This is a genomic window from Xanthobacter variabilis (genome assembly GCF_043831965.2).
In the GTDB taxonomy this organism is placed as follows: domain Bacteria; phylum Pseudomonadota; class Alphaproteobacteria; order Rhizobiales; family Xanthobacteraceae; genus Xanthobacter.
The window spans coordinates 3,710,098-3,735,034 of record NZ_CM195533.1 but is presented as its reverse complement, the minus strand read 5'-3'; the positions used below and the strand labels follow the sequence as shown (position 1 = coordinate 3,735,034).

Below are 24,937 nucleotides of genomic sequence, written 5' to 3'. Positions count from 1 at the left end.
CGTTTGCGGGATCGCCAGCGAACCCCGATAGTTGAAGCAATTCCGGTGACGCGCGATGCCCCTTTGCATTTCCGCCTCGCTGCCGAAGGCGGCGCATTTTCTTCGGTCTGGTTTGAGCGCGGCGCTGATGGTGCTCGCTTGCGGCACCGTTTCCGTGGTGCCCGCCTCCGCGCAGGTGCCGCCGGCTGAGCCGGCTCCTGCGGCCTCCGCCAGCGCGCCGGCCGCCGCTGTCGCGCCAGCCATTCCCGCCCCGCCCATCTCGGCGCCCGCCGTGGCGCCGTCCGTTCCTGTGGCCCCGCCGGCCGCGCACGGAACGGCGTCGCATGAGGTGACCCCTCCGGAGCCTCTTCCCGTCGCCACCCCCGCGCCCGCCGGAACGCAGGAGGCGCCGGCGCCGGCCGCCTCCACGCTGCCGCACGACCTGTCCCCCTGGGGCATGTTCATGGCCGCCGACAGGGTGGTGAAGGCGGTGATGCTCGGCCTGGCCCTGGCGTCCGTGATCACCTGGACCGTGTGGTTCGTGAAGTCGCTGGAGCTGATGTTCGCCCGCCGGCAGGTGAGTCGCACCCTGAAGGCCCTGCGCTCGGCGCCCACCCTGGTTGCCGCCTCGCGCCTGGTTCCGAAGGGCCGGGGACCGGCCCCCGCCACAGTCCACGCCGCGCTGGAGGAGTGCGAGGTCTCGGAAGGCCTGTCCGCCGAGGGCATCAAGGAGCGCGTGGCCATCGCCCTGGGCCGGATCGAGGCTGGCGCCGGCCGGCGCATGTCCGGCGGCACCGGGGTGCTCGCCACCATTGGCGCCGTGGCGCCCTTCGTGGGCCTGTTCGGCACGGTGTGGGGCATCATGAATGCCTTCATCGGCATCTCGAAGGCGCAGACGACCAATCTCGCCGTGGTGGCGCCGGGCATCGCCGAGGCGCTGCTGGCTACAGCCATCGGTCTCGTCGCCGCCATTCCGGCGGTCGTCATCTACAATCTGTTCGCCCGCGCCATCTCCGCCTACAAGGCGCGCCTCGCCGATACATCGGCGGAGGTCATGCGCCATCTCTCCCGTGATCTCGATCGCGCGAGCGAGGCGGGCAGCGCGCGCAATCTGCGCGCCGCGGCCGAGTGACGGGCGCGCGCCATGGCCGCGAAGCTCGACCACGGCGGCGACGATCTCGCCGAGAATCACGAAATCAACGTCACGCCGTTCATCGACGTGATGCTGGTGCTCCTCATCATCTTCATGGTGGCGGCCCCGCTCGCCACCGTGGACGTGAAGGTGGACCTGCCCACCTCCAACGCCCAGCCGCAGCCCCGTCCTGACAAGCCCATCTATTTGTCGCTGAAGGCCGACCGCTCGCTGGCCATCGGCGACGAGCCGGTGGATCGCGGCGCCCTTGGCGCGGCGCTGGACCAGGCCAGCCAGTCCGATCGCGAGCAGCGGGTGTTCGTGCGGGCGGACAAGTCGGTGGACTATGGTTCGGTCATGGAGGTGATGAACCTTCTGCGCACCGCAGGCTATCTGAAGGTGGCGCTCGTGGGCCTTGAAGGGCCGCCGACCGGGGGCGGTGGCGCTCCTGCCGCCGCCGCGCCCGCGACCTTGCCGGCACCGGGGGCGGCACAGTGAGTGCCATGCACTGGCACGACATGGAGCGGGGTCGCTTTCGTGCTTCCGCTTTTCGCTGGCTGGCCGCCGGGCTTGTGATCGTGCTCGCCCACACCGGCTTCGTCTATGCGGCTCTGTTCTGGCACCGGGAGGAAAGCGCCGCGGCGCCGCCCGCAGCGGTGATGATCGAGCTCGCCCCCATGCCGGTGAGCGCGCCCTCCCAGACCCAGGACGTGGCGCCCGGTCCGGAGATGATGCAGGCGCCGCAGACCACGCCCGATGCACCTGATGAGCCGGAGGAGGAGCCCGCTCCCACCGAGCCGGTGAAGCAGGAGGTGGCGGAAGACGCGCCCGAGTTGCCGCCGACGCCCGTGGCCTCCGAAGTGGTCTTGCCCGCAGCCCATCCCGAGCCGCAGCCCAAGCCCGTGGAGATGCGCAAGCCCGAGGAGAAGCCTCCGGAGGAGAAGCCCAAGAAGGAGGCCAAGCCGACCCGGCGTCGCCAGGCTCCGGTGACCTCCGCCGCGCCCCGCTCGGAGGCGGCGCCTTCGCAGCGCACGGCCGCGCCGTCTCCCGGCATTTCCGCCAGCAACTCGCAGGCGCGGGCCAGCTGGGCGGCGATGATCTCCGCCCACCTCAACCGCTTCAAGCGCTATCCGCGCGGCGCCGAGGGCGTCACGGGGCGGCCCTCCGTGCGTTTCTCCCTCGACGGCTCCGGGCGCGTGACGTCGGTGAGCCTGGTCCGCTCCTCCGGCTCCTCGGTGCTGGATGACGAGGCTGTGGCGACGGTGCGGCGCGCGTCTCCGTTCCCGGCCCCGCCGGATGGGCGCGGGGCGAGCTTCAGTGTGCCGGTGAATTTCACGCGCCGCTGACGCGACAAGGCATGCCGGCGGCTCTCCGTCCCGCGAAAAGGGGCCGCCGCGTGCCGTCTTCCACCGAGCCGAGCCGTTGCGTGGGGCCCGCGCCGGGTGGAGTGAGGGGCTGCAGGACCTCACGTCGGTCGGAGGAGCGGCATGTTGCGCCTCGGCCGGGGCCGCCCCGCATGCGAGGTGCGGCGAGGCTGCTGGCCTGCCGTCCATCGGCGTCCAGCAGCTTGGCATGGGACGAGCGACCCCCCTGAATTTGTCTCGCGCATAGGCAGTCGGGAGTGATCAGGACTCAGTTTGATCTTGTCCGGCCCCGGCGCTGAAGGCGCGTCGCGCGGGCAGGGAGCGGGCCTCGATGGGCCGTTCTCGATGGAACAGCATGGAGCGATCTGCATCCGATGTCGCGCGTGGGATGGCGCCTGATCACGGGGGGCGCCCAGACCTCAGACCGCACCACCATCGCTCTGGCCCTCGCGCGGCTGGGGAGCTTGAGGGCCCGGGTCCAGAGCGCAACTCCGCATCTCAGCCTCGCGTCGCCAGTCGCGCACTTAAAGTGGCGTCCCTCAAAAAGGGGCTAGGCGGGCGCACGAACAGCACTGGCCTGCCGCGGGCCGTCTCCTTTTCGTGGACGCGGGGAGGCGGCGGCGGCTGGTTGGCTGAGACGCTCTCGGCGATCCGGTGCCCACGTTGCTCGAAGCCGCGATGGCGAAGCTGGGGCGCTGCCGCGAAATGTCCATCATGCAGGTTGGCCTGAAACGGGCCGCCCTCAGGTCTCGCGCGGTGAGCGGAATGGGGGGCCTCAAGGAGGGAGCTCCCGGAGGGTCCTCCAGGGGGGCTCCATGACGGGGGCTCCATGACAGGGGCTCCATGACGGGGGCGGGCGCGTGCGCCTCCTGGCCGGATCCAGACTGTGCGAAGGGTTGGGTCTGGTCCGCCACATTTCCGTCGTTCGGCGGGAAGGGGACCACGCCTGGGCTGGCTTCATGAGGGGAGGCCTTGCCGGCGTGACGACAGAGTGCGAAGCCGTCCAGGGCCGCGAGCCGACCAGTATCGAGGCCAGTCGTGCGGAGCGGTCCCCTCCAGCGACAGCTGTGTTCCGCCTAAGGGCGCCAGCTACCTCTGCTCCTTCACGGAAACACGAAGGCGGCCTATCCCTGTGCTCTTACGCCAGTCCCTTACGCGAACCGGTTCCCGCCTCGCGCGCGAAGGGCCGCCCGGGGCCTCGGCCGCGCCCGCATGGGGGCTGGCTTCTCGCCGCGCGCGCGAAGGGCGGAGACCGACGTGCTGCACGCTGACGTTTAGGTGCCGGCCTGCGGTGCGAGGCATGGGCGGCGCGGAATGCTGAGCAGGCCGGGCCAGGGGGCGTGCCGATGCGTCGGCTCCGTGTCTCGCGAGTGGGGCTTGGTCTACGGCCTTCCCACAGCTCGCCGGAGGGAGGCGCGCGGGGGGCAACATGCGGGATGCCCTCCGTGTCGGCCGCGACGACGGCGAGCGGAAGGCCCGTCGCGGGGCCGAAGGGCCATTGGCCCCAAGGCGCGCCGGCGGCCTCATCCGGTAGAGGAGGACGCGCGCCGGGGCCCGACTTGAGCTATGCTTTCGCCGCGGATCGGCATCGGGCCGCCGCGAGAGGCGCGCAATGTCTTCCCTTCAGGGTTCATGGCTGTTCTGGGCGTTGTTGTCCGCCGCCTTTGCCGCGCTGACGGCCATATTCGGCAAAGTGGGTGTCGCGGGCATCCATCCGGATCTCGCGACCTTGATTCGCACCGTGGTGATCCTGCTTTTGATCGCCGCCATGGTGACGGCTGGCGGCGCCTGGAGCCCGCCCGGTGAAATCGCGGCGCGCACCTGGCTGTTCCTGGTGCTGTCCGGGCTCGCGACCGGCGCCTCATGGCTCTGCTACTTCCGGGCCCTGAAGCTGGGGCAGGCCGCCCGCGTCGCGCCGGTGGACAAGCTCAGCGTGGTGCTGGTGGCGGTGTTCGGCGTGCTGTTCCTGGGCGAGCGGCTCAGCATGATGAGCAGCCTTGGCGTGCTGCTCATCGCCGCCGGCTCGGTCCTGGTGGCGCTGGGCTGATCCCGCTCAGAAGTGGCTGTAGCTGCCGCTGCCGAGTTCCATGACCCGCCCGCCGGCATCCAGCACGTCAAGGCCCGGCTCCGCCCGCGTCTCGCCAATGAGGGCGACGGGCACGCCCGCCTGCGCCGCCGCGACCACGAAAGCGTGCACCTCTTTGTGGGGCACGCAGGCGAGAAGCTCGTAATCGTCGCCGCCGGTGAGGGCCGTGGCACGTAACGTCTTGTCGTGGCGCACCGCCGCGTCCGCCGCTGCCGAAAGGGGGACGCGATGGGCCTCGATGCGCCCGCCGCAGCCCGAGGCGGCAAGCATCTTGGCCAGATCACCCACCAGCCCGTCGGAGACGTCCATGGCTGCCGCCCCGTAGGCGCGCAGGGCCGGGGCCAGCGCCAGGCGGGGCTGGGGGTGGAGGTAGCGGTCCAGCAGGTGACTGCGCTGCGCGTCCGAAAGGGCCGCGAAGGCGGTCTGCCGAGGCTCAAGGCGCAACTTCAGGCCGAGCGCGGCATCCCCGATGGTGCCGGAAACGATGATGGCCTGGCCTGGCCCGGCGCCCGTGCGTGGCACAAAATGGCCCGTGGGCACACTGCCGAGGGCGGTGATGCCAAGGGTGATGGGCCCAGGCGTCACCACCGTATCGCCGCCGAGCAGGGGACAGGAATAAAGCGCCGCATCCGCGCCGAGGGCGGAGGCGAAGGCCTCCATCCAGGCATCGGGAATATCCTTGGGAACCGCCAGCGTCAGCAGCGCGCCGAGGGGCCGGGCGCCCTTGGCTGCGAGATCGGACAGGTTCACCCGCAGGGCCTTGCGCGCGACACTGGCGGGAGAATCATCGGGAAAGAAGTGGACGCCCGCCACGAGCGCGTCTGTGGTGAGCACCAGCTCCTCACCGGCAGGCGGCGCCAGCCGTGCGGCATCGTCGAGCAGGCCGAGGGCCTCCGGCGCACCAGCCACGGGGCGGAAGAAGCGGGCGATGAAGCGATCCTCGCCGGATCCCCGTTCGCCGGCGCCCGTCATGTCAGGCGGCTCCCGGCCCGGCGAATTCGCGGGTGCGCAGCTCGCGGGCGAGGGTGTCGAGCACGGCATTGACCATGCCGGTCTCGTCACGGTCGAGGAAGGCGCCGGCCACGTTCACATATTCGGCGATGACAACGCGGGCGGGAACCTCCGGGCGGGCCAGCAGCTCGAAGGCTCCGGCGCGCAGCACCGCGCGCAGCACAGCTTCCACCCGGCGCAGCGGCCAGCCATTGGAAAGCGCCTTGTCCACCAGCGGGTCGATGCGGCGCTGTTCGGACAGCACGCCTTCCACCACCGCGCGGAACAGCTTCACATCCGCGTCGGGCAGCTGGGTGCCCTCCACCTCCTGGCCAAGCCAGTGGCTTTCGAACTGGGCCAGAATGTCGTGAATGGGCGTCTGCGCCAGATCCATCTGGTAAAGCGCCTGCACGGCTCCGAGCCGCGCGGCGCTCTTCTTCATGGGCCAGCTTGTCGCGGGCTCGCTCATTGTTCCAGCCTCCTGCGCAGGCGCAGCAGCGACAGCGCCGCGGCCGCCGCGCCGCCGCCCTTGTCACCCTCGGTGACGCGGGCGCGCTCCCAGGCCTGCGCCTCGGTGTCCACCGTGAGGATGCCGTTGCCCACGGGCAGCGCGCGGCCAAGGCCGAGCTCCATCAGGCCGCGGGCCGATTCTCCGGACACGATCTCGAAATGGTAGGTTTCTCCACGGATCACCACGCCGAGGCCCACCACGGCGTCCAGCGTTTCCCCGGACATCTCGGCGGCATCGAGGGCGATTTCCGCCGCGATCGGAATCTCAAGGGAACCGGGCACCGTCACCACGATGACCTCGACGCCCGCGGCTTCCAGCACCGCGCGGGCGCCGGCCAGCAGTTCGTCCGCCAGCGCCTCATAATAGCGCGCCTCGACGATGAGCACGCGGGCGCCTTCGAGCAGGTCATCCTTTTCGTGAGAGCCTTCCCTGCGCGTCGTGACCATGGGCATCGTCTCCAAATAGAGGCGCGAGGCGTACAAGAGCGCGCCGCGCCGCGCAAGCGTGCCGCATGTGCCTTAAGCGCAGAGCTGGTCTCAGCTTCTTGCCAGCGTCTTGAATATACGCCGCGCACGCGTGTTCAGGCGCGGGGAAACTCGGCCAGCCGCGCCGCATAGCGCGCCATCAGGTCCACCTCGAAATTCACGAGGTCGCCGGGCATCACGCCGCCCCAGGTGGTGACCGCCAGGGTGTGGGGAATGAGCAGGCAGGAAAAGGTGTTGTCCACCACCGTGTTGACGGTGAGCGAGGTGCCGTCGAGCGCCACCGAGCCCTTCACCGCGACGAAGCGGGCGAGCGCATCGGGCACCTTGAACTCGAATCGGGTGGTGGCGCCGAGATCTTCGCGCTTCAGCACCTTGGCGGTGGAATCCACGTGGCCGGAAACCATGTGGCCGCCGAGCTCGTCGCCGAGCTTCAAGGAGCGTTCCAGATTGATGCGCCGGCGCGGCTGCCAGGACGCCACGGTGGTGATGGCGAGGGTCTCCGGTCCGGCATCCACGGTGAAGCGGGTCTTGCGCGGCCCCTCGGTGGAAACGGAGGTCACCGTCATGCACACGCCCGAACAGGCGATGGAGGCGCCGAGCGCGATGGTGGCCGCGTCGAAGTCGGTCGCAATGGTAAGGGTCTTGACCTCGCCGCGGGCTTCCGCCGCGATGACGTCGCCCACATCGGTGACGATGCCGGTGAACATTCTAGCGTCTCCACAAGCGCAAAAGGTGATCGGGACCGAGGCTGGCATGTTCCACCTCGGCGAAACCCACGGGGGCGAACAGGCGGGAGAGCGGCCGCCCGGGCAGCGCCGGCACCGCATCGGGCCCCAGCACCACGGGGCTCGAGAACACGGCCACTTCGTCCACCAGTCCCGCGTCCAGGAAGGCCGCGGCCGTGGTGGGGCCGCCCTCCACCATTAGCCGGGTCACGCCCAGCATGCCCAGCAGCTTCAGGACCGCAGGAAGATAGGGCCGGTCCTCCGGCCCGCCGCGCGGCACGCGCAGCACCTCAACGCCCCGCTCGGCCAGGGCGGCGGCGCGATCGGCCGGGGCATCCTCCGCCGTGACGACCCACACCGGAACCTCGCAGGCGGTGCGGACAAGGCTCGATTCGAGGGGCAAAGCCAGGGCGCTGTCGAGCACGATGCGCACCGGCGAGCGGCTCTCGAAGCCCTCCAGCCGGGTGGTCAGCATGGGGTCGTCCGCCAGCGCGGTGCCCACGCCCACCAGGATGGCATCCGCATGGGCCCGCATCAGGTGCGCCCGCGCCCGCGCCTCAGGGCCGGTGATGACGGCCGGCCGGGGGCCGGGCAAAGCGGCCTTGCCGTCCGCCGACACGGCCATCTTGAGCAGCACGTGGGGCCGCCCCTCGGTGACGCGGCGGATGTGGCCGGCATGGTCTTCCAGCGCCTGTTCCGCGCCCACGCCCACCGTGACCCAGATGCCCGCCGCCCGGAGCCGCGCGACGCCGCGGCCCTTCACGCGATGGTCCGGATCCTCGAGGGCCGCCACCACCCGGCGAACGCCGGCGGCGATCACCGCGTCGGCGCAGGGGGGCGTGCGGCCGTGGTGGGAGCAGGGCTCCAGGGTGACATAAAGGGTGGAGCCGCGGGCCGCTTCGCCCGCCTGGGCGAGGGCCTGGGGCTCGGCATGGGGGCGCCCGGTTGCGGCGGTCGCGGCGGCGCCGACGACGCAGGGCCCGTCCGGCCCGTGCTGCACCACCACCGCGCCCACTGAAGGGTTGGGCCAGGTGCGGCCGAGCCCGGTCTGGCCGATGGTGAGCGCCTCCGCCATGAAGCGCTCATCCTCCTCCGGGGAGGTCACATGAACGGGAACCGGGGACGCAGGCGCCATCTTGCCGATCAATCCACGCTGCGCGGCGGGCGAAGGCCGGCTTCCGGCTCTGGCGCCTCGGGCTCCCCGTCGCTGTTGAGCTCCGCCAGGGCGGACTCGAAATCCTTCGCCTCGCGGAAATCGCGATAGACGGAGGCGAAACGCACATAGGCCACGTCGTCGAGCTGCTTCAGGCCCGCCATCACCAGCTCGCCGATGGTCTCGGAGGGGATGTCGGTGTCGCCCATGCCCTCGAGCTGGCGGACCACGCCGGTAATCATGCGCTCCACCCGCTCGGCATCCACGGGGCGCTTGCGCAGGGCCACCTGGACGGAGCGGGCGAGCTTGTCGCGATCGAACGGAACGCGGCGGCCGGAGCGCTTCAGAATCATGAGCTCGCGCAATTGCACGCGCTCGAAAGTGGTGAAGCGCCCGCCGCAGTCAGGGCAGATGCGCCGGCGGCGAATGGCGGTGTTGTCCTCGGTGGGACGGGAGTCCTTCACCTGGGTGTCGAGGCTCCCGCAATAAGGGCACCGCATCTATCGCTCGCCTCCGGCGCGCCTGGCTCAGGCGTAGATGGGGAAGCGCTTCAGCAAGGTCGAGACCTTGTCGCGCACCGCGGCTTCCACCAGCGAATCCTCGTCCACGCCCTTCTGGGAGAGCACGCCCAGCACCTCGGCGATGAAGTCGCCGATCTGCTGGAACTCCGCCACGCCAAACCCGCGGGTGGTGCCCGCCGGGGTGCCGAGACGCACGCCCGAGGTCACGAACGGCTTCTCCGGATCGAAGGGGATGCCGTTCTTGTTGCAGGTGATGTGAGCGCGGCCCAGAGCCGCTTCGGACACCTTGCCCGTCAGCTTCTTGGGGCGCAGGTCCACCAGCATCAGATGGGTGTCGGTGCCGTCGGAGACGATGGCGAAGCCGTGGCCCTTCAGGGTCTCGGCCAGGGCCTTGGCGTTCTCCACCACGTTCTTGGCGTAGAGCTTGAACTCGGGGCGCAGCGCCTCGCCGAAAGCCACCGCCTTGGCGGCGATGACATGCATCAGCGGGCCACCCTGGATGCCGGGGAAGATGGCCGAGTTGATCTTCTTGGCCAGGTCCTCGTCATTGGTCAGGATCATGCCGCCGCGCGGGCCGCGCAGGGTCTTATGGGTGGTGGTGGTCACCACATGGGCGTGGGGGAAGGGGCTCGGATGAGCGCCACCGGCCACCAGGCCCGCGAAATGGGCCATGTCCACCATCAAGAGCGCGCCGACGCTGTCGGCGATCTGGCGCATCTTGGGGAAGTCGATGATGCGCGGATAGGCCGAGCCGCCGGCCACGATGACCTTCGGCTTGTGCTGGTCCGCGAGGCGGGCGACTTCCTCGTAATCAATATACTGATCGTCCTGGCGCACCGTGTAGGGCACAGCCTTGAACCACTTGCCGGACATGTTGACCGGCGAGCCGTGGGTCAGGTGTCCACCGGCGGCCAGGTTCAGGCCCAGGAAGGTGTCGCCCGGCTGCATGGTGGCGAAGAACACGCCCTGGTTCGCCTGGCTGCCCGAATTGGGCTGCACGTTGGCGAAGGCGCAGCCGAACAGCTTCTTGGCGCGCTCGATGGCGAGGTTCTCGGCCACGTCCACGAACTGGCAGCCGCCGTAATAGCGCTTGCCCGGATAACCTTCCGCGTACTTGTTGGTGAGAACGGAGCCCTGAGCCTCCAGCACCGCGCGCGAAACAATGTTCTCAGAGGCGATCAGCTCGATCTCGTCGCGCTGGCGACCCAGCTCCGCCTCCATCGCGCTCGCGATCTCGGGATCGGTCTCCGCGATCGAGGCGGTGAAGAAGCGGTTCTTTTCCTCGGAAATGGAGGCGGCGTTCGCGTCCTGCGAGGCCATGGCAGGTCTCCGGTGATGTCGGCTACGGAAAGTCCGGTGGGCGGGGAGGTGTCTGACGAGAAGAGCCCCATCCAAGCGGGTCACAGCGCTTATCACACCGGCGGCGCCAAGTCCAAAGGGCGAGATTGCGGCATGACCATCGCAGGCCCGCTCGCCGGGCATGTGCATGCACGCGCAGGGCTTATGCTCGTGCTCCGGTCGCGGCTCCTCCGCAGTGGCTCCAGTGGGCGTTGACCGCGGCCTGCGCCGGGTGAATCCTTCCCGGCCCGGAACGCCGTCCGACCCTCCCGGGCCCGCTTTCCCCGGGTTTATGAAGAGAATTCATCTGCCATGTCCGACCCCGGCTTCGTCCATCTGCACGTCCATTCGGCCTATTCGCTGCTGGAAGGCGCCCTCACCGTGGGCAAGCTGGCGGAGTTCCTGAAGGGCGACCAGCAGCCGGCCATGGCGTTGACCGACACCGGCAACCTCTTCGGCGCCCTGGAGTTTTCGGAAAAAATGGCGGGCGCGGGCATCCAGCCCATTCCCGGCGTCTCCCTGGCGCTGGATGTGCCGGAGCCGCCCGGGCCACGCGGCGTCATCCGCCCCAAGAAGCCGCGAATCGTCCTGCTGGCGCAGAAGGACGAGGGCTGGCGCAACCTGATGCGCCTCGTCTCCCGCTCCTATCTGGAAACGCCCAGCGACGAGGAACCGCGCATTCAGCTCGACTGGCTGGCCGAATCGTCGGGCGGGCTGATCGCGCTGACCGGCGGGCCGGCCGGGCCGCTGGATCTCGCGCTGGCGTCCGGACACCCGGAATTCGCCGCCGACCGGCTGGACAAGCTCGCCGCCATCTTCGGCGACCGGCTCTATCTGGAGCTTCAGCGGCACGGCACCGATGCCGAGCGCCTGGCCGAGCCGATGCTGCTGGACCTCGCCTATGAGAAGGGCATTCCGCTGGTGGCGGCCAACGAGCCCTTCTTCGCCGCCCAGTCGGACTATGAGGCCCACGACGCGCTCATCGCCATCGCCGAAAGCAAGATCGTGGCGGACGGCGACCGCCGCCGCCTGACGCCCGAGCACCGCTTCAAGACCCGGGCGGAGATGCTGGAGCTGTTCAAGGACCTGCCCGAGGCCACCGCCAACACCATCGAGATCGCCCAGCGCTGCGCCTATCGCGTGCGCACGGTGAAGCCGATTCTGCCCCGCTTCACCACCGCCGATGAGAGCGAAGAGGGCATGGACGCCGAGGCCGCCGAGGCCGCCGAGCTGGAGCGCCAGGCCAAGGAAGGCCTTGCCCAGCGCCTCGCCAAGCACGGGCCGACGCCGGGGCTGGACGTGGCCGCCTATGAGGAGCGGCTGGCCTACGAGCTCTCCATCATCCAGCGCATGAAGTTCCCCGGCTACTTCCTCATCGTGTCGGACTTCATCAAGTGGGCCAAGGCCCATGGCATCCCGGTGGGGCCGGGGCGTGGCTCGGGCGCGGGCTCGCTGGTGGCCTATTCGCTGCAGATCACGGACCTTGATCCGCTGCGCTTCCACCTGCTGTTCGAACGGTTCCTGAACCCCGAACGCGTCTCCATGCCCGACTTCGACGTGGACTTCTGCCAGGAGCGCCGCGACGAGGTAATTCATTATGTGCAGGAGCGCTATGGGCGGGCCCAGGTGGCGCAGATCATCACCTTCGGTACCCTCCAGGCGCGCGGTGTGCTGCGCGATGTGGGGCGCGTGCTGGAGATGCCCTATGGGCAGGTGGACAAGCTGTGCAAGCTGGTGCCGCAGAACCCCGCCCATCCGGTGACCCTGAAGCAGGCCATTGACGAGGAGCCGCGCCTGCAGGCGGCCCGCGACAGCGAGGAGGTGGTGAAGCGCGCCTTCGACATCGCCGTGAAGCTGGAGGGCCTGAACCGCCACGCCTCCACCCACGCGGCGGGCATCGTGATTGGGGATCGCAAGCTGCACGAGCTGGTGCCGCTCTATCGAGACCCCAAGTCCGACATGCCGGTCACCCAATACAATATGAAGTGGGTGGAGCAGGCGGGCCTGGTGAAGTTCGACTTCCTGGGCCTCAAGACCCTGACCACCATCGACAAGGCGGTGAAGCTGATCCACCAGCGTGGCATCGAGCTCGATATTTCGAAAATCCCGCTCGACGATCCCAAGACCTACGCCATGCTGGGCAAGGGCGAGACGGTGGGCGTGTTCCAGGTTGAAAGCGCGGGCATGCGCCGCGCCCTCGTGGACATGAAGGCCGACCGCATCGAGGACATCGTGGCCCTGGTGGCGCTCTATCGCCCGGGCCCCATGGCCAACATCCCCGTCTATTGCGATTGCAAGCACGGCCGTGCGAAGCCGGACTATATCCACCCCAAGCTCGAGCCCTATCTGAAGGAGACGTTCGGCGTCATCATCTACCAGGAGCAGGTGATGCAGATCGCCCAGGCCCTTTCGGGCTACTCCCTGGGTGAAGCCGACCTTCTGCGCCGCGCCATGGGTAAGAAGATCCGCGCGGAGATGGACAAGCAGCGCGCACGCTTCGTTGACGGCGCCATGGCCGGCGGCGTCGAAAAGGCGATGGCCGACCAGATCTTCGACGTTCTGGCCAAGTTCGCGGACTACGGCTTCAACAAGTCCCACGCGGCGGCCTATGCGCTCGTCGCCTACCAGACCGCCTGGCTGAAGGCCAACTATCCCACCGAGTTCCTGGCCGCCTCCATGACCATGGACATGGGCAACACCGACAAGCTGGCCGAATTCCGCCAGGAGGCGCAGCGCCTGGGCATCAAGGTGGTGCCGCCCTCCGTGAACCGCTCATTCCGCGAGTTCGCTGTGGAGAATGGCGAGATCATCTATGCCATGGCCGCCATCAAGGGCGTGGGTGGGGCGGCGGTGGACGCGCTGGTGGAGGCGCGCGCCGGCAAACCCTTCAAGAGCTTGGCGGATTTCGCCACCCGCCTGCCGGTGAAGATGGTGAACAAGCGCACGCTGGAAAGCCTGATGGCCGCCGGCTGCTTCGACGAGCTGGAAAAGAACCGCGCCCGCGCCATCGCCGCGCTCGACGCCATCGTGGCCGAGGCCCAAAGGGTGGAGGCCAATGCCCAATCGGGCCAGAACGACATGTTCGGCTCCGGTCCCGTCGCGGCGAAGCTGCCGATTCCCGATGCCGCGCCCTGGCTGCCGGCGGAGCGGCTGCAGCGGGAATATGACGCGGTGGGCTTCTTCCTCACCGGCCATCCGCTGGACGATTACGACGAGGCGCTGAAGAAGCTGCGGGTGCAGAGCTTCAGCGAATTTTCCCGCTCGGTGCGGGCAGGGGCTTCCGCCGGGCGGCTGGCGGCCACCGTGGTGTCGCGGCAGGAGCGCAAGACCAAGTCTGGCACCCGCATGGGCATTATCGGCCTGTCGGACCCCTCGGGCACCTATGAGGCCGTGCTCTTCTCCGAGGCTTTGGCCCATTACCGCGACCTGTTGGAGCCCGGCACGCCGCTGCTCATGATGGTGGGGGCGGAGCTGAACGGCGAGGATGTGCGGGTGCGCATCAATTCGTGTGAGCGGCTGGACGAGGTGGCAGCCCGCGCCCACAAGGCGCTGCGCATCTTCGTGCGCTCTCCCGACCCTCTCGACGGCATCGCCAAGCGGCTGGAAGCCGGCCTGGGCGCGGCCAAGCGCGATGGCGAGGTGAGCCTCGTTTTGCTGATGGATGACGGGAAGGCCGAGGTGGAGGTACGCCTGGACGGCAAATATGCCGTCTCTCCCCAGATCGCCGGCGCGCTCAAGGCCATTCCCGGAGTGGTGGCGGTGGAGGCGGCCTGATGGGCCGCACCCCGGTCCCGCGGGACGGGCCGCGCTTTCTGTCATCGCGATGCGGCGGCTCACCCGGGCGCCGGGGATTTGCCGGAGATCCTCTCCCTCTCCTTCGCCGACGCCTGGTTCCGCCTGATCTGACGGACAGGCGCGCCAGCGGCACAGGGCCGCGCCCGTGGAAAACCGGGCGGCGCCTTTGTTTTCGCGCTGTTGCGTGCCCTTGCCCTTTTTCGCGCCTTCCCCTATAAGCCCCGCCATCCCGCACGCGGACTAACGGCCCAGTGGCCATCCGGTGCCCCCTTTCCCTGCCGGGCAAGAGGGTACGTCCGCGGAGGTTCAACCGGAGACGAAAATGGCTCTTCCCGACTATTCGATGCGTCAGCTGCTCGAGGCTGGCGTGCACTTCGGCCATCAGGCCCACCGTTGGAACCCCAAGATGGCTCCGTACATCTTCGGCGTTCGCAACAACATCCACATTCTCGACCTGTCGCAGACCGTGCCCGCGCTGCATCGCGCGCTTCAGGCCGTGTCCGACACGGTGGCCCAGGGTGGTCGCGTGCTGTTCGTCGGCACCAAGCGCCAGGCCCAGGATCAGGTGGCTGACGCCGCCCGTCGCTCCGCCCAGTATTTCGTGAACCACCGCTGGCTCGGCGGCATGCTCACCAACTGGAAGACCATCTCCAACTCCATCGCCCGGCTGAAGAAGCTGGAAGAGACCCTCGCGGCCCCGGAGGCTTCCTCCGGCTACACCAAGAAGGAGCGTCTCACGCTGTCCCGTGAGAAGGAGAAGCTGGAGAAGGCCCTCGGCGGTATCCGCGACATGGGCGGCCTGCCGGACCTGCTGTTCGTGATCGACACGAACAAGGAAGACATCGCGGTGAAGGAGGCCCAGCGCCTCGGCATCCCGGTGGCGGCCATCCTCGACACCAATTGCGATCCCGACGGCATCGCCTTCCCGGTGCCGGGCAATGACGACGCCGGCCGCGCCATCCAGCTCTATTGCGATCTCATCGCCCGCGCCGCCATTGACGGCATCGGCCGCAGCCAGAGCGACCTCGGCATCGACCTCGGCTCCGAGGAGATTCCGCTGGGCGAAGAGCTGCCCGCCGAAGGCGTGTGGATGACGTTCGAGCCCCTGTCCGGCCCGCGCGGCGTCGCCGACGACCTGAAGAAGCTGGCTGGTGTCTCCCCGGAGATCGAGCAGAAGCTGAACGAGCTCGGCGTGTTCCACTTCGCGCAGATCGCCGGCCTCGACCAGATCGACGCCGACCGCATCGGCGACGAGGTGGGTCTGCCTGGCCGCGTGGATGGCTGGATCGCCCAGGCCAAGGAGCTCTCCGCCGAGGCCGAGTGATCTCGTCGCGAGGTTGAAAACGAATCAAGGGTAATTGGGGGCGCGGGGCGTCCCCGGCGGCCGGCTCGGGATCACCCAGGCCGGCCGTGGTGCGAGAAGAAGGGATTGAACATGGCTGCGATCACCGCCGGGCTCGTCAAGGAACTGCGCGAAAAGACCGGCGCAGGCATGATGGACTGCAAGTCCGCGCTCACCGAGACGAGCGGCGACGTCGAGGCCGCCATCGACTGGCTGCGCAAGAAGGGCCTTGCCAAGGCCGCCAAGAAGGCCGGCCGTGTGGCCGCCGAGGGTGTGGTGGCCGTGGAATCCTCGGGCCGCTTCGCCGCCGCCATCGAGGTGAATGCGGAGACGGATTTCGTCGCCCGCAACCCCGACTTCCAGGCGTTCGTCCGCGAGGCCGCCAAGGTCGCCCTCAACACCGATGGCACCCTCGAGGCCGTGGCGACTGCCAAGTTCCCGGGTGCGGACGTGACGGTGGCCGACAAGCTCACCGCCCTCGTCGCCACCATCGGCGAGAACATGACCCTGCGTCGCACCGCGAAGCTCGAGGTTTCCGCCGGCGTGGTGGCCACCTATGTCCACGGCCAGGTGGCCGATGGCCAGGGCCGTATCGGCGTGCTGGTGGCGCTGCAGTCCGAGGGTGATGTGGAGAAGCTCTCCGTGCTCGGCCGTCAGATCGCCATGCACATCGCCGCGCTGAACCCGCTGGCGCTCGACGCCTCGGGCATTCCGGCCGAGACGGTCGCTCGTGAGAAGGCGATCCTGCTCGAGAAGCACCAGGGCAAGCCCGCCAACGTGCAGGACAAGATTGCCGAGAGCGGCATGAAGAGCTTCTTCAAGGAGAATACCCTCCTCGATCAGGCTTTCGTGCATGACGGCTCCAAGTCCGTCGCGCAGGTGCTGAAGGAGGCCGAAGGCCAGGTCGGCGCGCCGATCAACCTGATGGCCTTCGTGCGCTTCGCCCTGGGCGAGGGCATCGAGAAGGAAGAGAGCGACTTCGCGGCCGAGGTGGCTGCCGCCGCCGGTCAGTCCTGAGCGAACGGGGAAGGGGGCTCCCCATGTCGTTCGACGATTCGGATGTTCCCGAACCCCGGCGCCCGTTTGCGGCGCCGGGGCTTCCCTATCCCCGCATCCTGGTGAAGGTTTCGGGGGAGGCCCTGATGGGGCCGGAGCCGTTCGGCCTGCATCCGCCGACGGTTGCGGCCATCGCCCGTGATCTCGTCGCCGCGCGTGCGCTCGGCTGCGAGGTGGCGGTGGTGGTCGGGGGCGGCAACATCCTGCGGGGTGCGCGGGTGGCGGGCGAGGATCTCGACCGCGCCACCGCCGACCACATGGGCATGCTCGCCACCGTCATGAACGGGCTGGCCCTGGAGCAGGCCATCGAGAAGGCAGGGGCTCCGGCCCGTACCCTCTCGGCGGTGCCCATGCCGACCGTCTGCGAGCCTTACGCCCGCCAGCCGGCGCTGCGGCATCTCCGGCGCGGGCGCATTGTCCTGCTCACCGGTGGCACGGGAAATCCCTATTTCACCACCGATACGGGCGCGGTGCTGCGCGCGGCCGAGCTGGATTGCGACGCGGTGCTGAAGGCCACCAATGTGGATGGCGTCTACACCGCCGATCCCAAGACCGACCCTACCGCCACGCGCTATGAGCGGCTCACCCATGACGAGGCCCTGGCGGCCGACCTCAAGGTGATGGATGCCGCGGCATTCGCGCTGGCACGCGAGGCGGCGCTGCCGATCATCGTGTTTTCGATCCGCGAGCCGGGGGCCATCGTCCAGGCCGCGACGGGGGCCGGCCGGGTGACGGTGGTGGCGCCCTGAGGCGGAAGACGCGGCGTTTTGGCGTCTTCGGTGACGGGCGCGATTCGTCCATTGTTCCGTAACGCCGCGCGGGAGCCTCGCTCCGGTGCGGCGTTACGCATATTCGCCGGCCGGCAAGGTTGCCGCGGAAGGGTGCCCCTAGTCTTCGCGTTGGCACCCGATTACCCCATTGCGCCAAGGGTTTGCTAGGTGCGCGGCCACAGGTGTCGAGCCGGCCGCGGTCCGGGTTGACTGGGCCTTCCGCATGGCGCTGCGCGTCGGTAGCGGGGACGGCACACAGATTTGTTCACTTCGACGTCGCCCTTCGCGAGGCGACAGGCTAAAAGGTTCGGCCGCAAGAGCCGAGACGAGACAGCACAGAGGATTGCCATGACCACCGCTTCCTTCGATCTGGCCGACATCAAGCGCCGCATGCAGGGCGCCATCGGCGTGCTCAAGGACGAGCTCGGCGGCCTGCGCACCGGGCGCGCGTCCGCCAGCCTGCTGGAGCCCATCACGGTGGAGGCCTACGGCTCGCGCATGCCGCTGGTGCAGGTGGCCACCGTGTCCGTGCCCGAGGCGCGCCTGCTCCAGGTGCAGGTCTGGGATCGCGGCATGGTGGGCGCCGTGGAAAAGGCGATCTTGAATAGCAATCTCGGCCTCAACCCGGCCACTGAAGGCCAGACGCTGCGCCTGCGCATTCCCGAGCTCAACCAGGAGCGCCGGCAGGAGCTGGTGAAGGTGGCTCATAAATATGCCGAGGCCGCCCGCGTGTCGGTGCGCCATGTGCGGCGCGATGGCATGGACCAGCTCAAGAAGCTGGAAAAGGATGGCGAGATGAGCTCCGATGACATGGAGCGCCTGTCCAAGGACGTCCAGAAGGCCACGGATGAGGCCATCGTCGAGGTGGATCAGGTGGTGGCCCACAAGGAAAAGGAAATCCTCTCGGTCTGAGCCGCGCGGGAAGGAGCGCACGCTTTTGAGCCCTGAGCAAGCCATGTCCCTGCGCGACGCCACCGGTGCCGAAGAGCTGCCGGCGGCGGTGCCCGTGCACGTGGGCATCATCATGGACGGCAACGGGCGCTGGGCGACCTCGCGCAAGCTGCCGCGGGTGGAAGGGCACCGCCGCGGGGTGGAGGCGCTGCGCCGCTGCGTGCGCGCGGCCCAGGACATCGGCATCCGCTATCTCACCATTTACAGTTTCTCGCACGAGAACTGGTCGCGGCCGATGGCCGAGGTGGGTGAGCTGATGCGCCTGCTCAAATTCTTCATCCGGCACGATCTGGCGGACCTGCATGCGCAGGACGTGCGGGTGCGTGTGATCGGCGAGCGGGCGGGGCTGGCCAAGGAAATCCGCGCGCTGCTCGACGAGGCCGAGGCGCTGACCAGTGGCAATCAGGGCCTGACCCTGGTTGTCGCCTTCAATTACGGTTCGCGGCAGGAGATCGCCGCCGCCGCCGCTTCCATCGCTGCCGATGCGGCTGCCGGGCGCATCCGGCCCGAGGACGTGACCGTTGAGATGATCTCTCAGCGGCTCGAGACGGCGGGCATTCCAGACCCGGACCTCATCGTGCGCACCTCCGGCGAGCAGCGCCTGTCGAATTTCCTGCTGTGGCAGGCAGCCTATGCGGAGTTCGTCTTCCTGCCCATCTATTGGCCGGATTTCGACAAGGCGGCGCTGTTGTCCGCGGTCAACGAGTTCGCGCGGCGTGAGCGCCGCTTCGGCGGCGTGGCGCCGGCCCCGGCGCGCTGATGCCGCTTCACCATCCGGCGCAAACACCCCCCGGGCCCACAGGCCGGAACAGCGATCTCAAGCGCCGCACGCTGTCGGCGCTGGTGCTGGTGCCGCTGGTGCTCGGCCTCACCTTCTTCGGCAGCTGGCCGTTCGCCGTGCTCTGGGTGCTGGCGGGGCTTGCGATTCTCTATGAATGGGCGGCCATGGCGCGGCTGGGCAATCGGCGCGTGTGGCTGGCGCTCGGCACGCTGTGCGTGGCGGGCGCGGCGGGCCTGCTGCAGGTCTCCAGCCCCGCTTACGCTCTCAGCGTGATTCTCCTCGGCGCGGCGGCGGCTGCGCTCGTGGTTCCCAGCAAAAGTGTGTGGAGCCTTTCGGGAGTGCTGGTGGCTGCTGCGGCGGCGCTGCCCATCATCGCGCTGCGCGGGGAGGGGCATCTCGGTCTGCTGGCGGTGCTCTTCATCTATGCTGTGGTCTGGGCCACCGACATCTTTGCCTATTTCGTGGGTCGCGCCGTGGGTGGGCCCAAGCTGTGGCCCCGTGTATCGCCGAACAAGACCTGGTCCGGCGCGCTGGGCGGGGCGGCCGCTGGCGTGGTGGCGGGGGCGGCGGTCGCCGCCGCGGGCGGCGTAGTCCATCTTTGGCCGGTGGGCGGCGTTGCCCTGGTGCTCAGCGTGGTGAGCCAGGGGGGCGACCTGGCCGAATCGGCGGTGAAGCGGCGCTGCGGCGTGAAGGATGCGAGCCGTCTTATTCCCGGCCACGGAGGTATTCTGGACCGGCTGGACGGCTTTGCCGCCGCTTCGCTCGCTGCGCTGCTGCTGGCGGTGCTGCATGGCGGGACGGACCCGGCCACCGCCCTGCTGATGTGGTAGGAAGAGATCCATGGAACGCGTTTCGGACCGCCCTCGCCAACGTCTCACCCTTCTGGGCGCCACCGGCTCCATCGGCCGCAGCGTGGCCAAGGTGCTGGCGGATGCGCCGGGGCGGTTCGAGGTGGAGGCCGTGGCCGGCGGGCGCGACGTGAAGGCCCTGGCCGACACGGCCCGGGCCCTGAGCGCGCGCTTCGCCGCAGTGGCGGATCCTTCCGCCGGGCGCGCCCTGGCGGATGCCCTCGCTGGCAGTGGCATCGCCTGCGGCGCCGGTCCATCTGCGATTCTCGACGCGGCCGCGCGCGAGGCGGATCTGGTGGTGAGTGCCATCGTCGGCGTTGCGGGCCTGGCGCCCTCGGTGGCGGCGCTGGGGCCCGGCCGGCGGATGGCCCTTGCCAACAAGGAATGCCTGGTGGCCGCAGGCCATTTCTTCATGGCCGAGGCAGCGCGCCGGGGTACCGAGCTGCTGCCCATGGACAGCGAGCATAACGCGATTTTCCAGGCCCTTTCGGCCGCGCCCGCTGCGGCGGTGGAGAAGGTAACGCTGACAGCCTCGGGCGGCCCCTTCCGGCAGAAGAGCCGGGTGGAGATGGAGCGGGCGACTCCGGCGGATGCGCTGAAGCACCCCAACTGGTCCATGGGCTCCAAGATCACCATTGATTCGGCCACCCTGATGAACAAGGGCCTGGAGCTGATCGAGGCGCACCACCTGTTTGCGCTGCCGCCGGAGCGACTCGACGCGGTGGTGCACCCCGAATCCGTGGTGCATGGGCTGGTTTCCTTCGTGGACGGGTCCGTGGTGGCGGGGCTGGCGGTGCCGGACATGTGTGTGCCCATCGCCCATTGCCTGAGCTATCCGGAGCGCTTCACGACCACGAGCCGCCGGCTCGATCTGGTGAAAGCCGGGCGCCTGACATTCGAGGCGCCGGATGAGGCGCGTTTCCCCGCCTTGCGTCTGGCGCGCGAGGCGATGGCCGCGGGGGGCGCCGCGCCGACCCGACTCAATGCCGCCAATGAGGTGGCTGTGGCCGCCTTCCTTGAAGGGCGCATCGGCTTCTATGGCGTGACCGATCTGGTGGCCGAGACGCTGGCGCGGCTGGGCGAGGGGCTGGCGCCGGCTTCCGCAGAGGAGGCCTTGGCGCTCGATGCCGAGGCGCGGCGGCTGAGCACCGGGCTGTTACCTAAGTTTGCCGCAAAGGCATCCTAGGCATAATGGAGGCGGAGCGGCCGCGCCCCTCCGTGACGGACGAGGACAAGGGACGATGGACGCAGTTTCAGCTTTGGGGACCACACTCACCGGTTTCGGCACCTCCCTGCTGGGCTACGTCATTCCATTCCTGTTCGTGCTGACCCTGGTGGTGTTCTTCCACGAGCTCGGGCATTTCTGGGTGGCGCGGCGCGCCGGTGTGCGCATCCTCACCTTTTCCCTGGGCTTTGGCCCGGAGATCGCCGGCTTCAACGACCGGCACGGCACGCGCTGGAAGATTTCCGCAATTCCGCTGGGCGGCTATGTGAAATTTTACGGCGACGAGGATGCCGCCTCGGTGCCGGACCAGGCGGCGCTTGAGCGCATGAGTCCGGCGGAGCGGCGCCAGAGCTTCTTTTTCCAGCCGGTGAAGTGGCGGGCCGCCATTGTCGCGGCGGGGCCGGTTGCCAATTTCATCCTGGCCATCGTCATTTTCTCCCTGGTCTTCATGGTGTTCGGCCGCCCGGTTTCGGCGCCTCGCGTGGATCAGGTGAATCCTGGCAGCGCCGCGGCTGCGGCGGGTTTCAAGCCCGGTGACCTGGTGCTGGAGATCGATGGCGCCAAGGTGGAGAGCTTTGCCGACATGCAGCGCATCGTCGGTATCCATGCCGGCCAGCCGCTGGCCTTCCGCGTCGAGCGCGGGGGTGCGGAGGTGAGTCTCACGGCCACGCCCGAGCTCAAGGAAGTGAAGGACGGATTCGGCAATGTCCATCGCACCGGCCTGCTCGGCATCTCTCGCTCCCTTGCGGAAGGGGATGTGACCATCCATCGCTATGGCCCTGTGGAAGCGGTCGGGATGGGTGTTCAGGAGACGTGGTTCGTGGTGGCGCGCACCTTCGACTATCTCGGCGGGCTCATTGTCGGGCGGGAATCGGCGGATCAGCTCGGCGGCCCCATCCGCATTGCCCAGGTGTCCGGCCAAGTGGCCACTTTCGGGATCGGCGCGCTGCTTTCCCTTGCGGCGGTTCTGTCGGTGTCGATTGGTCTTCTTAACCTCTTTCCCATTCCCATGTTGGATGGCGGGCATCTTCTGTTCTACGCTTTCGAAGCGGTGCGTGGTCGGCCTTTGAGCGCGCGCACGCAGGATATCGGGTTTCGGATCGGGCTCGCGTTGGTCCTCATGCTGATGGTCTTCGCGACCTGGAACGATGTCTTGCATATCGCTGCAATGTAAGGGGTTTGTGGGGTCGGCCGGGGTCGTGGCGGGAACGCAACGGTTCCGGCAAAAAGGACAGGCGAAAGGCCGGGCTCGGTTTGCAGCGCGGTGAAAAGCTTGTACAAGCGGCTACACAGGGTGAGAATCCGCAGCGGAAGCGTTGCGGGTTCGCGTTCGTCTAATATTTCAGGGTTGCGCGCCATATGACTGCTCCGCTCCGGGTGTTGAGAAGGCTGGCCGCCGCAGTTGGCATCGCCGCGTGTGTGGCAGTGTCCGCGGGGGCTGGTTCCCTTGTGGTGGCAGGGCCGGCCGCGGCCCAATCGAGCTCCATCGTGGTGGAAGGAAACCGCCGGGTGGATGCCGAGACCATCCGCTCCTATTTCGGTTCCGGCCCCTACACGGCCGCCAAGATCGACGAGGCCTGGAAGGCGCTCTACGCCACCGGCCTTTTCTCGGACGTTCAGGTGACGCAGTCCGGCGGACGCATCATCGTTCGCGTGTCCGAGAACGAGGTGATCAACAAGGTTGCCTTCGAGGGCAACAAGAAGATCAAGGATGAGGTTCTGGCCGGCGAGGTGCAGTCCAAGCCGCGCGGCACTCTCTCCAAGGCGACGGTGCAGGCTGATACCCAGCGCATCATCGAGGTGTATCGTCGTTCCGGCCGCATGAATGTGCGCGTCAATCCCGTCACCATTGATCGCGGCAATGGCCGTGTCGATCTGGTGTTCGAGATCAACGAGGGTGACAAGCTCGGCGTGGCGGACATCAAGTTCGTCGGCAACAAGGCCTTTTCCGATTGGAAGCTGAAGGACGTCATCTCCACGACGACGACCAACTGGCTTTCGTTCCTGAAGTCCACGGACGTCTATGACCCTGATCGGGTGAATTCCGACCAGGAGCTTCTGCGTCGCTTCTACCTCAAGAACGGCTATGCCGACTTCCGCATCCTGGCGGCGACGGCTGAGCTCGATCCTGCGGGCAAGGGCTACATCATCACCTTCACGCTGGATGAGGGTGATCAGTACAAGTTCGGCAAGGTGGACGTGGTCTCCAACATCCGCGACGTTCCGGCCGACTCGCTGCGGGGTGTGGTTCGTGCCCAGGAGGGGCAGGTCTACAACGCGGATATGGTCGAGAAGTCCGTGGAGAACCTCACCATCGAGGTGTCCAAGAACGGTTACGCCTTCGCCCAGGTCCGTCCGCGTGGCGATCGCGACTTCGAAGCCAAGAAGATCAATGTGCTCTTCGTGGTGGAGGAGGGGCCGCGCGTCTATATCGAGCGCATCGATATCCGCGGGAACACTCGCACCCGTGACTGGGTCATTCGGCGCGAGTTCGATCTCGGCGAGGGTGACGCCTACAATCGCGTGCTGGTGGACCGCGCCGAACGTCGCCTGCGTAATCTCGGCTACTTCAAGACCGTCAAGATCTCCACCGAGCCCGGTTCCGCGCCCGATCGTGTGATCCTGGTGGTCGATGTGGAAGATCAGCCCACGGGTGAGTTTGCTGTCTCCGGTGGTTATTCCACCTCCGACGGTCTGATTGCGGAAGTGTCTCTGGGTGAGAAAAACTTCCTGGGGCGTGGTCAGTATGTGAAGGTGTCGGGCTCCTGGGGTCAGAATTCCCAGGGCGCGGAGTTCTCCTTCACCGAGCCGTACTTCCTTGGCTATCGTTTGGCGGCGGGTGTTGACCTGTACTGGAAGGAAACTCAGCCGACCAGCTACACGAGCTACGCGACCAATATGCTCGGTGGTGGTTTCCGCTTCGGTCTGCCGATCACGGACGAGGTGACCCTGGCTCTGCGGTACAATCTGTATCAGCGCGAGATCTCGATCTGCGATCAGAGCACCTATCCCTTGGCTTATCAGCAGGCGCTTTGCTACGAGAGCACGTCGTGGGCTGTGCGTCAGGCGGCTCAGGAAGGGAGCACGATCACCTCGGTTCTGGGCTACACCCTTTCCTTCAACGGGCTCGACAATAACCAGAACCCGACCCAGGGTCTGTATGCCGAGCTCAAGCAGGACTTGGCGGGTCTCGGCGGCGATGTGAACTTCTTCCGCACCACGGCCGATGTGCGTCACTACACCCCGCTGGTTTACGGAGACGCGGTTCTGATCCTGCGTGGTCAGGCTGGTTACGTGGACTCCTGGGGCGACAGCTCGTCCATGATGAACAACTTCTTCATGGGCCCCAACTTGGTGCGCGGCTTTGCTCCCTCTGGTATCGGCCCGCGTGACGTGGCGCCGTGTGCGAAGTCGAACTTCGGTACGCCCGCTTATTTCAACTGCCTCGACAACACCACGACGGCGCTGGGCGGGACTCTGTACTGGGGCGTGTCGGCAGAAGTTCAGTTCCCGCTGGCCTTTCTGCCGAAGGACATCGGTCTGAAGATGGCGGTCTTTGCGGATGCCGGCTCTGTTTACGACTATAATGGTCCGACCACGTTCGATAACGTGCTGAACTACAATGGAAACAACTATTACGGTAATCCGAATATCGTGAATTGCGGGACCACGGGTTACACGACCAAGAACGCGACCGGTAATGTCTGCGTCGCCGACGAAAATGTGGTTCGCTCTTCCATTGGCGCTTCTTTGATCTGGCAGTCGCCCTTCGGTCCGCTCCGCTTCGACTATGCGTGGGCTTTGTCGAAGGCGGACTACGACCAGATCCAGGAGTTCCGCTTCTCCGGCGGCACGCGCTTCTGATATCCATCCTGAAGGCAGGCG

General features: G+C 67.9%; 21 protein-coding genes. 14 read left to right on the top strand and 7 right to left on the bottom strand.

Going from position 1 to position 24,937, the window contains the following annotated elements:
* The first annotated feature begins 127 nt into the window (after positions 1 to 127).
* The 4 genes from exbB to V5F26_RS16345 all read left to right on the top strand — a co-directional run bounded on the left by exbB (position 128) and on the right by V5F26_RS16345 (position 4,522).
* Positions 128 to 1,111: a tonB-system energizer ExbB gene (exbB, locus tag V5F26_RS16360; protein WP_394055172.1), complete on the top strand. Its 984-nt coding sequence runs from the start codon at positions 128 to 130 to the stop codon at positions 1,109 to 1,111.
* A gap of 12 nt (positions 1,112 to 1,123) precedes the next feature.
* Positions 1,124 to 1,609, top strand: coding sequence for a TonB system transport protein ExbD (gene exbD, locus V5F26_RS16355; protein ID WP_394055170.1), 486 nt, complete (start codon positions 1,124 to 1,126; stop codon positions 1,607 to 1,609).
* A gap of 5 nt (positions 1,610 to 1,614) precedes the next feature.
* Positions 1,615 to 2,457, top strand: coding sequence for an energy transducer TonB (locus V5F26_RS16350; RefSeq protein WP_394947383.1), 843 nt, complete (start codon positions 1,615 to 1,617; stop codon positions 2,455 to 2,457).
* 1,630 nt (positions 2,458 to 4,087) lie between these two features.
* Complete coding sequence (locus tag V5F26_RS16345; RefSeq protein WP_394947384.1) at positions 4,088 to 4,522, top strand: EamA family transporter; 435 nt, start codon at positions 4,088 to 4,090, stop codon at positions 4,520 to 4,522.
* Between the two features lie 6 nt (positions 4,523 to 4,528).
* Here V5F26_RS16345 and thiL read toward each other — a convergent pair whose 3' ends face one another.
* From thiL to glyA, 7 genes are all read right to left on the bottom strand, one after another.
* Positions 4,529 to 5,533, bottom strand: coding sequence for a thiamine-phosphate kinase (thiL, locus tag V5F26_RS16340; RefSeq protein WP_394947385.1), 1,005 nt, complete (start codon positions 5,531 to 5,533; stop codon positions 4,529 to 4,531).
* 1 nt (position 5,534) lies between these two features.
* Positions 5,535 to 6,020, bottom strand: a complete 486-nt coding sequence (gene nusB / locus V5F26_RS16335) for a transcription antitermination factor NusB (RefSeq protein ID WP_394947386.1) — start codon at positions 6,018 to 6,020, stop codon at positions 5,535 to 5,537.
* A complete protein-coding gene (gene ribH / locus V5F26_RS16330; RefSeq protein ID WP_234052252.1) occupies positions 6,017 to 6,508 on the bottom strand; it encodes a 6,7-dimethyl-8-ribityllumazine synthase in 492 nt (163 codons plus the stop codon). Before ribH ends, nusB begins: the two co-directional genes overlap by 4 nt.
* A gap of 134 nt (positions 6,509 to 6,642) precedes the next feature.
* On the bottom strand, positions 6,643 to 7,254 hold the full coding sequence (locus tag V5F26_RS16325) for a riboflavin synthase (protein WP_234052251.1): 612 nt from the start codon (positions 7,252 to 7,254) through the stop codon (positions 6,643 to 6,645).
* Between the two features lies 1 nt (position 7,255).
* The gene (gene ribD / locus V5F26_RS16320; RefSeq protein WP_394947387.1) at positions 7,256 to 8,407 is read right to left on the bottom strand and encodes a bifunctional diaminohydroxyphosphoribosylaminopyrimidine deaminase/5-amino-6-(5-phosphoribosylamino)uracil reductase RibD; all 1,152 of its coding nucleotides are present in this window, start codon (positions 8,405 to 8,407) and stop codon (positions 7,256 to 7,258) included.
* A gap of 8 nt (positions 8,408 to 8,415) precedes the next feature.
* The gene (gene nrdR / locus V5F26_RS16315) at positions 8,416 to 8,925 is read right to left on the bottom strand and encodes a transcriptional regulator NrdR (protein WP_394059493.1); all 510 of its coding nucleotides are present in this window, start codon (positions 8,923 to 8,925) and stop codon (positions 8,416 to 8,418) included.
* A 27-nt stretch (positions 8,926 to 8,952) separates the two neighbouring features.
* Positions 8,953 to 10,266 (bottom strand): serine hydroxymethyltransferase, encoded by a 1,314-nt coding sequence (gene glyA / locus V5F26_RS16310; protein WP_255683989.1) that lies wholly within the window; start codon positions 10,264 to 10,266, stop codon positions 8,953 to 8,955.
* A gap of 330 nt (positions 10,267 to 10,596) precedes the next feature.
* Here glyA and dnaE point away from each other — a divergent pair, with 330 nt between their 5' ends.
* The 10 genes from dnaE (at position 10,597) to bamA (ending at position 24,916) form a co-directional block, all read left to right on the top strand.
* On the top strand, positions 10,597 to 14,058 hold the full coding sequence (gene dnaE / locus V5F26_RS16305) for a DNA polymerase III subunit alpha (protein ID WP_394947388.1): 3,462 nt from the start codon (positions 10,597 to 10,599) through the stop codon (positions 14,056 to 14,058).
* Between the two features lie 343 nt (positions 14,059 to 14,401).
* Positions 14,402 to 15,403, top strand: coding sequence for a 30S ribosomal protein S2 (locus V5F26_RS16300; RefSeq protein ID WP_234052247.1), 1,002 nt, complete (start codon positions 14,402 to 14,404; stop codon positions 15,401 to 15,403).
* Positions 15,404 to 15,514: 111 nt separating this feature from the next.
* The gene (tsf, locus tag V5F26_RS16295) at positions 15,515 to 16,438 is read left to right on the top strand and encodes a translation elongation factor Ts (RefSeq protein ID WP_234052246.1); all 924 of its coding nucleotides are present in this window, start codon (positions 15,515 to 15,517) and stop codon (positions 16,436 to 16,438) included.
* Between the two features lie 23 nt (positions 16,439 to 16,461).
* A complete protein-coding gene (pyrH, locus tag V5F26_RS16290; RefSeq protein WP_394947389.1) occupies positions 16,462 to 17,226 on the top strand; it encodes a UMP kinase in 765 nt (254 codons plus the stop codon).
* Positions 17,227 to 17,595: 369 nt separating this feature from the next.
* Positions 17,596 to 18,159 carry a ribosome recycling factor gene (gene frr / locus V5F26_RS16285; protein WP_234052244.1) on the top strand — a complete coding sequence of 188 codons (564 nt, stop codon included), beginning with the start codon at positions 17,596 to 17,598 and terminating at the stop codon, positions 18,157 to 18,159.
* A gap of 43 nt (positions 18,160 to 18,202) precedes the next feature.
* Positions 18,203 to 18,958, top strand: coding sequence for an isoprenyl transferase (locus V5F26_RS16280; protein ID WP_234052435.1), 756 nt, complete (start codon positions 18,203 to 18,205; stop codon positions 18,956 to 18,958).
* Positions 18,958 to 19,809, top strand: a complete 852-nt coding sequence (locus tag V5F26_RS16275; protein ID WP_394947390.1) for a phosphatidate cytidylyltransferase — start codon at positions 18,958 to 18,960, stop codon at positions 19,807 to 19,809. Before V5F26_RS16280 ends, V5F26_RS16275 begins: the two co-directional genes overlap by 1 nt.
* 10 nt (positions 19,810 to 19,819) lie before the next feature.
* A complete protein-coding gene (dxr, locus tag V5F26_RS16270; protein ID WP_394947391.1) occupies positions 19,820 to 21,013 on the top strand; it encodes a 1-deoxy-D-xylulose-5-phosphate reductoisomerase in 1,194 nt (397 codons plus the stop codon).
* A gap of 55 nt (positions 21,014 to 21,068) precedes the next feature.
* Entirely contained in the window at positions 21,069 to 22,226 is a 1,158-nt protein-coding gene (gene rseP / locus V5F26_RS16265) for an RIP metalloprotease RseP (RefSeq protein ID WP_394947392.1), read from the top strand.
* Between the two features lie 185 nt (positions 22,227 to 22,411).
* Positions 22,412 to 24,916 (top strand): outer membrane protein assembly factor BamA, encoded by a 2,505-nt coding sequence (gene bamA / locus V5F26_RS16260; RefSeq protein WP_234052240.1) that lies wholly within the window; start codon positions 22,412 to 22,414, stop codon positions 24,914 to 24,916.
* Positions 24,917 to 24,937: the final 21 nt, after the last annotated feature.

Bases quoted from the DNA above. Each gene is read 5' to 3' on its own strand.
- V5F26_RS16275 (WP_394947390.1), top strand. From the start codon at position 18,958: ATGCCGCTTCACCATCCGGCGCAAACACCCCCCGGGCCCACAGGCCGG.
- dxr (WP_394947391.1), top strand. From the start codon at position 19,820: ATGGAACGCGTTTCGGACCGCCCTCGCCAACGTCTCACCCTTCTGGGC.
- V5F26_RS16325 (WP_234052251.1), bottom strand. From the start codon at position 7,254: ATGTTCACCGGCATCGTCACCGATGTGGGCGACGTCATCGCGGCGGAA.
- rseP (WP_394947392.1), top strand. From the start codon at position 21,069: ATGGACGCAGTTTCAGCTTTGGGGACCACACTCACCGGTTTCGGCACC.
- bamA (WP_234052240.1), top strand. From the start codon at position 22,412: ATGACTGCTCCGCTCCGGGTGTTGAGAAGGCTGGCCGCCGCAGTTGGC.
- nusB (WP_394947386.1), bottom strand. From the start codon at position 6,020: ATGAGCGAGCCCGCGACAAGCTGGCCCATGAAGAAGAGCGCCGCGCGG.
- nrdR (WP_394059493.1), bottom strand. From the start codon at position 8,925: ATGCGGTGCCCTTATTGCGGGAGCCTCGACACCCAGGTGAAGGACTCC.
- pyrH (WP_394947389.1), top strand. From the start codon at position 16,462: ATGTCGTTCGACGATTCGGATGTTCCCGAACCCCGGCGCCCGTTTGCG.
- exbB (WP_394055172.1), top strand. From the start codon at position 128: ATGGTGCTCGCTTGCGGCACCGTTTCCGTGGTGCCCGCCTCCGCGCAG.
- frr (WP_234052244.1), top strand. From the start codon at position 17,596: ATGACCACCGCTTCCTTCGATCTGGCCGACATCAAGCGCCGCATGCAG.
- exbD (WP_394055170.1), top strand. From the start codon at position 1,124: ATGGCCGCGAAGCTCGACCACGGCGGCGACGATCTCGCCGAGAATCAC.
- V5F26_RS16345 (WP_394947384.1), top strand. From the start codon at position 4,088: ATGTCTTCCCTTCAGGGTTCATGGCTGTTCTGGGCGTTGTTGTCCGCC.
- tsf (WP_234052246.1), top strand. From the start codon at position 15,515: ATGGCTGCGATCACCGCCGGGCTCGTCAAGGAACTGCGCGAAAAGACC.
- V5F26_RS16300 (WP_234052247.1), top strand. From the start codon at position 14,402: ATGGCTCTTCCCGACTATTCGATGCGTCAGCTGCTCGAGGCTGGCGTG.
- glyA (WP_255683989.1), bottom strand. From the start codon at position 10,266: ATGGCCTCGCAGGACGCGAACGCCGCCTCCATTTCCGAGGAAAAGAAC.
- ribH (WP_234052252.1), bottom strand. From the start codon at position 6,508: ATGGTCACGACGCGCAGGGAAGGCTCTCACGAAAAGGATGACCTGCTC.
- V5F26_RS16350 (WP_394947383.1), top strand. From the start codon at position 1,615: ATGCACTGGCACGACATGGAGCGGGGTCGCTTTCGTGCTTCCGCTTTT.
- ribD (WP_394947387.1), bottom strand. From the start codon at position 8,407: ATGGCGCCTGCGTCCCCGGTTCCCGTTCATGTGACCTCCCCGGAGGAG.
- thiL (WP_394947385.1), bottom strand. From the start codon at position 5,533: ATGACGGGCGCCGGCGAACGGGGATCCGGCGAGGATCGCTTCATCGCC.
- dnaE (WP_394947388.1), top strand. From the start codon at position 10,597: ATGTCCGACCCCGGCTTCGTCCATCTGCACGTCCATTCGGCCTATTCG.
- V5F26_RS16280 (WP_234052435.1), top strand. From the start codon at position 18,203: ATGTCCCTGCGCGACGCCACCGGTGCCGAAGAGCTGCCGGCGGCGGTG.